The organism is Gimesia maris (assembly GCF_008298035.1).
GTDB classification, from domain to species: domain Bacteria; phylum Planctomycetota; class Planctomycetia; order Planctomycetales; family Planctomycetaceae; genus Gimesia; species Gimesia maris.
The window spans coordinates 1,279,316-1,291,801 of the sequence record NZ_CP042910.1 but is presented as its reverse complement, the minus strand read 5'-3'; the positions used below and the strand labels follow the sequence as shown (position 1 = coordinate 1,291,801).

Here is a 12,486-nt window from a genome sequence, read left to right as displayed (position 1 = left end):
CTCTTATGCTGCAACGTTATCTGTTAGTCTGGCTGATCGTGCTTTCTGCGGCTGCAATTTTTTGGGACAAGATCCTGCCTGACGCGTTTCATCCGTTTCATGCATCGAAACCATATCTCTCCTATTTGTTTACTGCCACGATGTTCGTCATTGGTGCCCTGCTGCCTCCCGATGAAGTGCGGGCAGTGTTTCGTCGCTGGCACCAGGTACTGGGCGGCACATTTGTGCAATACACGGTGATGCCGAGCCTGGCTTTTCTGATGAGCCTGTTTTTTATCGATCAACCGGAATTGCGAATCGGCATTATCCTGGTGGGCTGTGTTCCGGGGGCAATGGCTTCGAATGTGCTCACGCTGGCGGCGCGGGGCAACGTGAGTTATTCGGTCTGCCTGACGGCGTCGGCCACCCTGCTCTCGCCGATTTTTGTGCCAATTGTGCTTTATCTGGCTGTCAGCGGAACGGATATCAATGCGACGGAGCTGGCGAAAGATTCCTTCTTTAAGCTACTGACGCAGGTCGTATTGCCTGTGATTGGCGGTCATCTGCTTGCCCTGTATCACTACGGGTTCAGTCGAGTCATGCAGGTTTTTGGCCCTGCATTCGCAAATTTCTCGATCCTGTGGATCATTGCGACGGTAATCAGCCTGCAGGAATCGCAGTTGAAGAAAGTCTTTTTTTCGCTGGCGGCCGCGTTATTAGTGATCAACCTGCTGGGTTATCTGTGTGGATACCTGGCAGGTGCGGCGATCCAACTGAATGAATCGATGCGGCGGGCCTTGACCCTGGAAGTGGGGATGCAGAACGCGGGGCTGGGAGCGGTTCTGGCAGGTCAACTGTTTCCGGGGCAGGAACTGATCGCCTTACCGCCGGCGCTGTATATGTTTGGCTGCATGTTGACCGGGACGATCCTGGCACAGTACTGGTCATATCGATCCGAACGGCAGCCTGAACAAGAGAGAATCGGAGCGAGTCCGGCTCCTGAAGATTAAGTTTCTTCGAGGCGGGCTTTGAGTTCGTCACGTTCTTTTTTGGTGATATCCAGATCGAACATGAGGTATTTCACATCGAGGCGCAATTGAGCCAGTGCTTCCTGGATCAGCCCCAGAATTCGTCTGCGCCGCTTTACCGATTCCACGACACGCGAATAGGAGACTTCCAGTAATTGCTGCTGTTCGCGGGGCAGTTCGGCTATTTTCTTGCCCAGGTCGATTACTTCGCGGGGCAGACTTGCACTATCTGTTTCGTCGGTCAGTCGAATATTCATAAGTTTTCAATTCTCAGCTTGTGCCATTACCTTCTCAAGAAACGATTTCATCAAGGGATGAACTGAAAGCCAATAGAACAGATTTCATGCCGAATATGAATATTTATTAAAGGATTCGCTCTAAGTTACTACATACTAGCCTGTTAGAATAACAACCAGTAATACGCTGTCTGCTGACTGAATCACAAAAAAGGGAGGCTTCGTATTGGCTTAGATTGCAAAATCTTCTAAAATCTCCAGAGAATGTAGTCATTTTTGGCGATGTTATGGCTGGTTGTATTATGGCAACGTCGTCGTTGACTGACTGCAACGAAAACCGGACAGCTTACAACATTTCGTAAAGAATGCTGAACGGTGATTGGTTTGTGGAAAATGGGGAATCTATTCCACAGACGGACGGGATTAAAAATCACATTCCTGAGTCACCAGAGTGTGTAAATCAGTATAGAAACTGCAGCGTTACGATCATTTTATCCCAGGGATGGGTTCGAGTTCAGGCATCGATGCCACGTATATTGAATAAGCTGTTTCAGAGTTACTTCTGCCTGCTGATCATTCTATTCACGGGATTGTTCAGCGAGTCGGTTTTGCGCGCAGAAACTTATCATGAACATTTCGATGATACATCCCGCGTCAGCTGGCAAGTTCGCATTGATCCCAATCAGGCTCAGAAAAAGTGGCATGTCCGCAATACGACGGTAATGCATTCCGGTGCTGCCTGTGAACATCTGCAGGTAGTGACAGGAAACCTGGGCTCGCTGATCGAAGTTTCTCATCCACTCCCTTCGAGTCGGATCATCAATGAACTGACCGTTTCCGTATGGCTGAAATCCAATCGGCGCGGGACTCGGGTTGGCCTGGAAGCGGTTCTGCCTCATCAGATTGATCCAGAAACCGGAGAAGTCGCCCGCATTTATCTGATTGGAGATACCTACACAGAAGAAGGCAAGTGGCAGCAGTTGAAGTGTACCACCACCGAAACCCTGGTGAATCAGTCATTGGGATTGCTCCGGGGGCGGAGTAAGCTCCGTCAATTGGATACACGAGAAATGTATGTAGAGCGGGTCCTGGTGGTAACGCGTTCCTCTTCTGATCAGGTGGAATTCCTGCTGGACGACCTGAAATTAAGCCCGATTGTCCGTCCCAACGAATCGGTCATACAGACTGCTGCTGCTCTGAGTAAACAGAAAGCCAAACCGATTGTCGAATTTCTGCTGGACCGGGTTCAGCTGGAGGGGCGACCTTTCTTTCCCCGCATGTCGCGATATCATGGCGAAAACCTGGAAACACTCAGACAGGCTGGACTGAATGTTATCGAAGCGCCGCAGTTTGATGATTACCAGTTTCTTTCAGAACTGCGCAGTCAGGGTCTATGGGCGATGGCAACACCTCCCCGTCCCCAGGACGAAGATGGGACGTTCCTGCCTTCCCGTAATGCTACGCTGATCCCCTTTGATGAGCAGACGGCACCCATTGTATTCTGGTATCTGGGAACACAAATCCCCGGTAGTAAATGGAATGAAATCCGCAGTCGTGTCGGTCAGATTCAAAGTGCCGACCAGCAGTTCAAGCGTCCGATTATGGCTGATGTCCTCGGTAGAGAACGACAGATTGCACGCGAAGTTTCGATGATTGGTTCCAGCCCGCGTATTCTGAACAGCGACATCAGTCTGCTGGAATACCGAAATACACTCATTGAAAAGACCCGTTTTGCCCCGGGACGATTTCTCTGGACCTGGATTCAGACGGAACCAACGTTTGCCAATGCACGCTGGCGTGATTCTTCCAATAAGCTACCCATTGTGATTGAACCTGAGCAAATTCGCCTGCAGGTCTACGCCACGCTGTCAGCAGGTTGTCGGGCCGTCGGTTACTGGACCACCAACCGCCTGGATGATACGAGTGCTCCCGGTGCGCTGGAACGAAAACTGGTGATTGAGCAGTTGAATCGGGAAATCGATCTGATCGAGCCGTGGCTGGCTACCGGTTCTGTAATTTCTCATGTTCCGTTCCAGCTCAAACAAAAGGGATCTCCCCGGATTACGCAGTTAGGAGTCGACTTCAAGCGTTCCGGCTCCAAGCGACTGCAGGTCAACGAACAACTGTCCGAACGGGAAATGCTGTTACAGCGGGAAAAAGATGCGGCTGCGGAAATGCAGGCGGCTGTGATTCATTCTGAGTATGGCACTTTGATTCTCCCCGTCTGGTATCGCGACGGGTCTCAGTTTGTACCCGATCAGATGGCGGGAAACGATGCCACGATTGTGATACCTGGTGGAAATGTATCCGCGTCTGTCTGGGAACTGAGCACAACACGAATCAAAAATTTAGATCGAAAACGCGTCAACGGGGGTGTTGAAATCTCGCTTCCCAAATTCGATATGACATCGATCATCATCATGACATCCGATCAGGGACTGATTGAGAAACTGCGAAAAAAAGTGGCCCTGATCAGCCCACAGGCAGCAGAAACCAGCCTGAAACTGAGTCGCGCCAAGCTGGAACGCTGTCAGAAAACAAATGCAGAACTGCTGGAACTGGGAGTGAGCCAGGTTGCGCGTATGGATGGACCAGCCATTTTGGAACGGGCCAGAGAGCAATTGAGCCAGGCAGAGTCGGCTTTTTCCGGCCAGGATTTTCATGGTGCCCACAATGCGGCTCGTGACTGTAGACAGATGTTGCGAATCTTACAGCGCATCCAATGGCGGGAAGCAACCCGAACACTTTCGTTATCCATGACGAGCCCGTACACGGTTTCCTACAGTACCCTGCCCGATCACTGGAGAATGATTGAACAGATCGGTCGCAGCGCGAAACACATTGACCCCAACATGCTGCGATCGGGTGATTGTGAAGACATCGACACGATGATCGGGGAAGGTTGGACGCACGTACAAAATGCGATTGAAGGAACTCAGGCGATCGCCGAACTGTATCCCCGAGACAAACAGTCCGGAGATTTCAGCCTGAGATTGCTGGCGACTCCCCTGAACCGTAGTGAAATTCCAAATAATATAGAAGTTCCGCTGGTACAGCTCTCCACGCCTCCGCTGGCGGTCCGCAGTGGCCAGATTGTACATGTCACAGGCTGGGTCAAGGTGTCGACTGCCATTACGGGCAATCCACTGGGGGCAACGCTGCAGGACAGTATTATGGGACCCGGCGGCGCCCTCCATTGGAATGAGAAGACTGAGTGGCAGAAAATTGATCTGATCCGGGAAGTGCCGCAAAGTGAAAACTTCATTCTAACAATGTCATTGAATGGGCTGGGCGCCATCTTATTTGATGATTTACGGGTGATAACCTATACTCCCGAACCTCGGATTTACGAGCAGACCCAGGGGCTGGAAGTGCTGCCCGCCCAAACAACAGGCGCCGCGGCAGTCGATTTACTGAACAAGGTTCCGAAATAAGGTCTGGAATCTCGGTTGAAACCAGTCGCCCCACAACCCTGTAAAAGCGTCCCCTGCTCTCCCAGTTTTTCCCCTAATCCCCAGTGAAAACGGGTATTTTTTGAGAGCGCGTACGAAAACCTCTGGAATGCAGCGGGACACAGATTCCCCCGACACTTGAATGACCGGGCAGAACTTGATAATAAACAGTATATAAGCAGAGTGAAAATCTGGCTCGGGGTTTTATACTCTGTCAAACCATTTTCAGACCGCATTCAACTTTAACAACAATCGCCTTGGTGCTGTTCAGCAGAACTTATGCTCTGAGAGTACCGATGACTGTCTGATATTAAAGTTTGAATCAGCGGAGACTCAGAGACCATTCTCTCGATCATCTTTTCCGGTTCCCTGCTGTTGCCAGTCCGTGATGAACATCGTCTTGGAAATTCATCCGGAAACGAATCAGTTACTGGTCAGAGATCGTAATGTCGAATCGACTAAAAGATCATTCAGAATCAAACTTTTATCACTTTTAAATTGAACAGGAAAAACCAATGCCGATTGCAACCCCAGCTCAATACGCAGCGATGCTGGATGCCGCTCAAGAAGGTAACTATGCCTATCCCGCGATGAATGTCACTTCGCTGACCACGATCAACGGAGCCCTGAAAGCGTTTGCAGATAAGAAGTCAGACGGGATCATCCAGGTATCCACCGGCGGCGGTCAATTTGCTTCCGGCCTGGATCAGGCAGACGCCGTTTTAGGCGCGATCATTTTAGCAGAAGCCACTCACCGACTGGCAGAACGTTATGATGTGCTGATCGCTTTACACACAGACCACTGTCAGCCCGGAAAAGTCGACTCATTCCTGAAGCCACTGATCGCAGAAACAGCCCGTCGACGCGAAGCCGGCCTGCCGAACCTGTTCCAGTCTCACATGCTGGACGCTTCCGAGCTGCCTCTTAAAGAAAACCTGGAATTATCGGTTGATCTGCTCAAGCTGTGTGCGGCCAACGAAATCATTCTGGAAGTGGAAGCGGGTGTAGTCGGTGGTGAAGAAGATGGTGTGGATAACTCCGACCAGCCAGCCGACAAGCTGTATACATCACCAGAAGACATGGTCGCCGTTTATGAAGCACTTAATGGCCTGGGACGCTACATGTTCGCCGCGACCTTCGGTAACGTGCACGGCAGCTACAAACCCGGTGCCGTCAAACTGCGTCCGGAAATTCTGAAACAGGGTCAGGAAGCTGTGATTGCCAAATATGGTAAAGAAGCAGAATTCGACCTGGTATTCCATGGCGGTTCCGGAACTCCCGAAGATCAACTGCGGGAAACTCTGGAATATGGTGTTGTGAAAATGAATATCGATACCGATACTCAGTACGCCTTCACCCGTCCGGTCGTGGATCACATGATGAAAAATTACGACGGCGTATTAAAAATCGATGGTGAAGTCGGAGTCAAAAAAGTTTACGACCCACGCAGCTATCTGAAAGCCGGTGAAATGGGAGTTGTCAAGCGTATGAGTGAAGCCTGCGACGACCTGTTCTCCAGCGGAAAAACCATTTTTGGTAAAGTCTGATCCGCGTCTGCGTTTCAGCTAAAAAACTGATATTCAGTGAGCTGTTTCTTTCCGAAGCAGCTCACTTTTTTTACAACTCGGTTAATTCTGGACGGAGCCTTATTCGCTTCGAACCACATCCATTTTGGACATGTTGGACAGACGCACGACCAGGATTTTCTGAATGTCCGCTTTAGAACCTTCTCCGCGGAAAAACAGGTGCCCGGCCGAGTTCGGTTTGACTCCGTCGGTGGCTGTGATGATCGCCATTTCACCCACATTCAGAGTGACTTCGAACTTCTGGTTATAGAAGGGGCTGGTATTCTGGCGATTTTCCAGTTGCCAGCCAATATTTGTCGGCGTGCGGCGGAGTTGCTGTGGACCATAGTGCACTTCAGGAGTAAATTCCAGTTTTGCCCAGCCATCCTGCACTTTATGTGCTTTGACCCGCATTACACAACGGGCCTCTTCAAACTCTTTCACTTCCTCAGGTTCTTCGTCGTCCCCCGTCAGCAGTTTCAGTCTGCATTTGGGGTAGAAGTCACTAGTCTGAATATCAGTCGGAACGCCCGACCTTAACATCAGACGCCTGCCGGAAAGCAGTAGTGATTCATCTTCCCGGGAAAGCCCTCCCAGGTGTGATTTCAAACCGAGTAACGTCTGCAACGCCATGGGGGGGACCGAACTCACATGGCCGACTCGCAGCCCATTCTGATTCAGGTTTTCCTGGTCCATCAGTTCGATGGCTCCGATTTCATCCACCTCATTCCAGAGTGTGGAACCAAGCAGAGGATCTGTGGCTGGTCGTTCGATGAAGACAATTTCGACCTGCATGGCATCATGGGATACCGGAATGGCAGGCAGCTTGTTGACCGTCTGTTTCTCGGCATATTTCTTTAATCCGAACACGGCGCTTTCTTCCATCAGTGCGCAGCCGGAGATTTTGACGACCAGTAAAACCAGTGCCACCACCACCAAACAGGATCTGACAGGGAGTAACTTCATGAAAGGTTCAAGTTGAGAGAGGTATCAGTTTGAGAGATCAGTGCGCGACAAAGTATCGCCACTTTAATTGAAGGGGTCGGGAGTCTAACGGGATTCAGATTTTATGTCAATTTGAAAATCCCGACTCGCCTCATCCAGCTGAACCAGCACGGTTTGCTTCACAATTTACGCTACTCTCGATCAGGGAACGACTTGGGAATGCCGGCTCATATTGCCTTGTTTGACTGCTCCAGCTATGATCTGCCTGCTTTAGCAGAACCCGACCTAACCCTATATTCATTAGAACAGCACTCGTCATCATCTGAGTGATTACGACCACTGTGATAAATGCGAACTCATGACATCAGCCCCTGAAACCCGGAACAACCCAGAATTGCGAATTGGCGCAGGCCAGGACTGCCATCGGCTGGAGGCAGGTTTCCCTCTCATTCTGGGAGGGGTCTCCATTGAATTTGATCTGGGTCTGGTGGGACACAGCGATGCCGATGTATTGTTGCACGCCATCACCGATGCCTTGCTGGGAGCGGCCGGTCTGGGTGACATCGGAGAGATGTTCCCCAACACGGACGACCGCTGGAAAGGCGCCGATTCCGGTGACCTGTTGAAAGCAGCATTCTCAGAAGTAGAACAGGCGGGCTGGCAAATTGTAAACCTGGATTGCACTATTTCGGCAGAACGTCCTAAACTAGCCAGCTATAAGCCTCAAATCAGGAAATCAGTCGCCCGTTTACTGAACCTGGACGAACAACAAGTCAATATCAAAGCAAAAACAGGAGAACGCGTTGGCCCTGTCGGCAGACAGGAAGCGATGACAGCAGACGCTGTAGTGCTATTAACGCGAAGTCAATGAAATTCACGATCAGACGGAACCTGCTTCATTTCAGGTTCCTCATCAATTGATTACAGGAAGAAATTCAGGTATCCAGCACAATGACACTCAGAATTTACAACACACTCAGTCGCAAAAAAGAAGATTTTCAGACGATCAAGCCGGGTAAGGTTGGCATCTACCTGTGCGGTCCCACAGTTTACAAGCATTCCCATATCGGCCACATGGTCGGACCGGTCATTATTGACACGATCGCACGCTATCTGACCTACAACAATTACGATGTCAAATTCGTTAATAACATCACCGACATTGATGACAAACTGATTAATAAAGCAGCCGAACTGAATATCTCTGTAGAGAAGCTGGCAGCTGACATGACGCAGGATTATTTCGATAACCTGGAAACCATGGGCGTCGATACGATTACCGATTTCCCCAAAGCCACCGACTATATCGAAGCAATGCAGGAGATTATTCAATCGCTGATCGACAAAGACTTCGCCTACCCACTCGATGGGGATGTCTATTTTTCTGCTGCAGCCGACAATAAATACGGCTGTCTGAGCGGTCGAAAAATTGAAGAAATGATCGCAGGCACACGTGTCGAAGCCAATGATAAAAAGAAGAACCCGGCCGACTTCGCACTCTGGAAGAAATCGCGTCCGGGTGAACCCGCGTGGGACAGCCCGTGGGGGCCTGGTCGACCTGGCTGGCATATTGAATGCTCCGCCATGAGCCGCAAACTGCTCGGCGATTCTTTTGACATTCACGGCGGGGGTCTGGACCTGATGTTCCCCCATCACGAAAACGAACGGGCCCAGTCAGAATGCTGCACGGGAAAAACGTATGTCCGTTACTGGGTGCATAACGGCTTGATGCAGGCCAGCGATGCCGCTGGAAAAGTAGGTGGCCAGCATGATCGTCACGGCGATGTCGCCGTTGATCAACAGGCCCAGGAAGCGGACAAACTTTCCGGGTCCAAAGGCGCTGCATCGGTGAAAGAACTGTTTGCCGTTCATCCACCCGAAATCGTGCGGTTGTTTCTGCTCTCCACACACTATCGCAGCCCGATCGCTTTCAGTGATGAGAATATCCGTGAAACCGGAAAAGGGATTGAAGGCTTCTACCGCTTCTTTGAAACATTCGAACGCATCACGGGAGAAAGTTTTTACCAGCTTCCCACAGCAGACAAGCGGGAACAGTCGACAGGCCTGGAAGGAGATCCGGCGGAATACTTTCAGCAGGTATCCGAATTGCGTCAGCGATTTCTGGAAGCAATGGACGATGACTTTAATACAGGCGGCGCCATTGGCGTGTTGTTTGAATTACGTTCGACATTGAACGCCTTGATTCATTCGCAGAATCTGGAAGGTGAAGGCAAGCAGAATCAGACAATGGTCGAGGCGCTGAAAACCGGTGCCAGTCAGCTCAAGGAACTTTCGAACCTGCTGGGCGTATTCCGGAAAGCCCCGGCCAAAGATGCGAACGCCGATGATGACCTGGTCAACCAGCTGATGGAACTGGTTCTGGATATCCGTAAAGATGCTCGTGCCAACAAAAACTGGGACATTGCCGATAAAATTCGCGAAGGTCTCGCCGCCTGTCAGATCACTGTAGAAGATCGTCCGGAAGGCAGCTTGTGGCGACGCGGCTAATCACGTTACCTGTGATCACATCGAGCCAATCATGAATCTGAATTCAACGATGAATGAAGCAGAGTTGACTACAGCGGTCCGCTTTCTGGGAATCGACCCTGGATTGAACCGGACGGGTTATGCTTTGCTACAGCAGTCCGTAAAAGGACCCGTACTGTGCGAAGGGGGCATCATCCGCTCGAACCAGGAAGCAAATCTTGCCGCGCGTGTTCATGAAATCGCTTCTGGAATCCGCGAAGTCATTGCCGAATATCAGCCTGATGTGATGGTCATTGAGCAGGTATTTACGACTCCCCGCTTCCCCAAGAGTTCGATCATTATGGCTCATGCCCGTGGCGCGATCCTGTTCGCTGCCCATGATGCGGGTGTCCCTGTCGTGCATTATACGCCGACACAGATTAAGAAATTAATTACCGGCAGCGGGCGTGCTTCAAAAGAGCAGATGCAGCATGCCATCAAAACCGAACTGGGTCTGAAAGCCATTCTGGAACCCAATGACGTGGCGGATGCCTTCGCGGCCGCTTTATGCCATTATCACACCATCCGTGTCACCTGTTTGTGAAACCACTTTCTCTTATCTACTGAGCACCCATGATTACAAATATCCGCGGCGAACTGATTGAACTGAGCTTAACCGAAGCTATTATCTCCGTCGGGGCATTCGACTATGAAGTTTTTATTCCCGAGTTCGTCCGCCGCCAACTGCAGCCACTGATCGGCAGCGAAATCAGCCTGAAAACCATTCAGTACATCGAAGGGAATCCACAGAAAGGCAGGCTCACACCTCGCTTGATTGGATTTATGAGTCACGCCGAACGGGAGTTCTTCGAACTGGTCTGCTCGGTAGATGGGGTCGGAGTCAAAAAAACACTAAGGGCGATGGTGCGCCCCGTCAAAGAAGTGGCGACCGCCATTGAAGAAAAAGATATTAAACAGCTTACCACGCTGCCTGGAATCGGACCAGCAGTCGCGGAGCGAATTGTCGCCAAGCTCCGGCGCAAGATGACAAAATTCGCGCTGATTGTCGCCAAAGAATTTCCTGCAGAAGAAGGCCACACCGACGTATTCAGTGAAGCCTATGAAGCGCTGCTCAGCCTGGGATATTCGGCAACCGAAGCCCGTACGAAGGTCGAAACCATTGCCGCAGAAGGGAAGAAATTCAAAAGTATTGAAGAATTTCTGACCGCACTCTATCAGCAGGAACGCAACTGACGGTTTGAGACACGCCGTTTTTTCGCCGCTACAATCCCTGCCATTGACAGAATCCTCAATAATTCTTCCGGAATGACCCTGTGTGTACATCTCGCGCGCTTCTGGTTTGGCGGCGGAGTCTGCCTGACCTAAGTTTGAGAAATCTCATATGTTTGCGTATCGGTTTATGCAATCCGATCCCTGTCAACTCCTGTCAGTTCATACAGCTAAAATCACAACATCAAAATTGCAGATCCTCGGGCACAGCGGCGTCTCACACTATGGTTGCCAGAATTATCAAACAGAAATCCAGCCCCTACAGCGCGCTGAATATTGACCGCTTGAGAATGGGCGTCAAATTACAGGCACCCATTTACGACGCGGAAAGTGAAAAGAACATCCTGCTGCTGGCCAGCGGGAAAAGTATCACCAAAACGACCATTCAGAACCTGAAAAAACGCGGCATTCGCAGCGTGCGGGTTCATGAACGGGATCTGTCAAACCTGACGCTGGCTCCCGGAGAAAACCAGTCTTCCGGTTCTACTGCTTCCCTGCGGTTGCAGAGTCAAAAGTTAAAAAACCGACAGGCTGACGAGACAAAACGAACCAATTCTCCCTGGCAGATTCAATCCCAGTCCTTTTTACATGAAGTGACTCCGCCCGCAACAACCGCTTACTCTCCCACATTACAAACCGAGTATCGAAAAGAATTCGCCGTACTGACAAAAGTGACAGATGATATTTACAAACAGATCCTGGGCGCTTCGCGAATCAGTTTGTCACAAATTCAATCAGTGACAAACAGTTCTTTCTCACAAATGATGCAGGACATGGATCTGTTCGTCCTGGAAGGAATTACGCCTGTCGCGCTGGGAAATTTCTGCAGACATGGCCTGCAGATGTCGAGCCTGGCAATGGCGATGGGTACGCAACTCGGTCTGCAGCGAGAACATTTATCACAACTCTGTATCGGTTGCCTGGTCCACGACACCGGCATGGTCAAAATTAATACCAGCGGCATCGTAGGACATCTGCCATCCCGGCCCATCGACAGTCTGGAACTCAGAAAACACCCTGTCATCACTTACAATCTACTCAGCGAATCGAATGAGTTCTCCATGATCTCACGAATGGTGGCTTATCAGATTCATGAACGCTGTGATGGTTCCGGATATCCACGTGGCCAGAAACAAAATCAAATCCACCCGTTTGCAAAAATCGCCGCTGTAGCAGATGAATTCATTTCCCTGGTTTCTCTGGCTGCAGCCAATGCAGAAGTCCATCCTTACCAGGCGGTAGAACAGTTGATCTACGGCGCCTCACGTGGAATCTTCGACAGCAGCGCGGTCCGCGCATTATTACAGTCCATCTCGCTTTACCCTGTGGGATCCGCTGTCGAATTGAATCAGGGACAATTGGCTACGGTACTTCGAACTAATCGTCAGCAATACGATGCACCAGTGGTCAGCGTATTGCACCCCGATGGAAAAACGCAAATATTCAACCTGCAGGAACACGATGATCTGCGCGTCATTCGCGCAATTCCCCACGCGGAACTCGAGGCTCTCTGCCTGTAACTGAG

The 12,486-nt window shown here is 50.6% G+C and carries 10 protein-coding genes; 8 read left to right on the top strand and 2 right to left on the bottom strand.

Annotated features, from left to right (window positions below; translation table 11 throughout):
- The first annotated feature begins 5 nt into the window (after positions 1-5).
- On the top strand, positions 6-989 hold the full coding sequence (locus GmarT_RS04940) for a bile acid:sodium symporter family protein (protein WP_002646416.1): 984 nt from the start codon (positions 6-8) through the stop codon (positions 987-989).
- Here the strand turns inward: GmarT_RS04940 and GmarT_RS04935 are convergent.
- Positions 986-1,264 carry a hypothetical protein gene (locus GmarT_RS04935; RefSeq protein ID WP_002646417.1) on the bottom strand — a complete coding sequence of 93 codons (279 nt, stop codon included), beginning with the start codon at positions 1,262-1,264 and terminating at the stop codon, positions 986-988. The two genes, GmarT_RS04940 and GmarT_RS04935, sit on opposite strands and share 4 nt — an antisense overlap.
- A gap of 503 nt (positions 1,265-1,767) precedes the next feature.
- Here GmarT_RS04935 and GmarT_RS04930 point away from each other — a divergent pair.
- Positions 1,768-4,677 (top strand): hypothetical protein, encoded by a 2,910-nt coding sequence (locus GmarT_RS04930; RefSeq protein WP_149302460.1) that lies wholly within the window; start codon positions 1,768-1,770, stop codon positions 4,675-4,677.
- A gap of 533 nt (positions 4,678-5,210) precedes the next feature.
- Positions 5,211-6,242, top strand: a complete 1,032-nt coding sequence (gene fbaA, locus GmarT_RS04925) for a class II fructose-bisphosphate aldolase (RefSeq protein WP_002646420.1) — start codon at positions 5,211-5,213, stop codon at positions 6,240-6,242.
- A 99-nt stretch (positions 6,243-6,341) separates the two neighbouring features.
- Here the strand turns inward: fbaA and GmarT_RS04920 are convergent, their stop codons facing one another.
- Positions 6,342-7,226, bottom strand: coding sequence for a hypothetical protein (locus GmarT_RS04920; RefSeq protein ID WP_002646421.1), 885 nt, complete (start codon positions 7,224-7,226; stop codon positions 6,342-6,344).
- A gap of 337 nt (positions 7,227-7,563) precedes the next feature.
- Here GmarT_RS04920 and ispF point away from each other — a divergent pair, with 337 nt between their 5' ends.
- The 5 genes from ispF to GmarT_RS04895 all read left to right on the top strand — a co-directional run bounded on the left by ispF (position 7,564) and on the right by GmarT_RS04895 (position 12,481).
- Positions 7,564-8,076: a 2-C-methyl-D-erythritol 2,4-cyclodiphosphate synthase gene (gene ispF / locus GmarT_RS04915; protein ID WP_002646422.1), complete on the top strand. Its 513-nt coding sequence runs from the start codon at positions 7,564-7,566 to the stop codon at positions 8,074-8,076.
- A gap of 80 nt (positions 8,077-8,156) precedes the next feature.
- On the top strand, positions 8,157-9,713 hold the full coding sequence (cysS, locus tag GmarT_RS04910) for a cysteine--tRNA ligase (protein ID WP_002646423.1): 1,557 nt from the start codon (positions 8,157-8,159) through the stop codon (positions 9,711-9,713).
- 31 nt (positions 9,714-9,744) lie between these two features.
- A complete protein-coding gene (gene ruvC / locus GmarT_RS04905) occupies positions 9,745-10,275 on the top strand; it encodes a crossover junction endodeoxyribonuclease RuvC (protein WP_044237825.1) in 531 nt (176 codons plus the stop codon).
- Positions 10,276-10,304: 29 nt separating this feature from the next.
- Positions 10,305-10,925, top strand: a complete 621-nt coding sequence (gene ruvA / locus GmarT_RS04900) for a Holliday junction branch migration protein RuvA (RefSeq protein ID WP_002646425.1) — start codon at positions 10,305-10,307, stop codon at positions 10,923-10,925.
- Positions 10,926-11,185: 260 nt separating this feature from the next.
- Complete coding sequence (locus GmarT_RS04895) at positions 11,186-12,481, top strand: HD-GYP domain-containing protein (RefSeq protein ID WP_002646426.1); 1,296 nt, start codon at positions 11,186-11,188, stop codon at positions 12,479-12,481.
- Positions 12,482-12,486 lie beyond the last annotated feature (5 nt).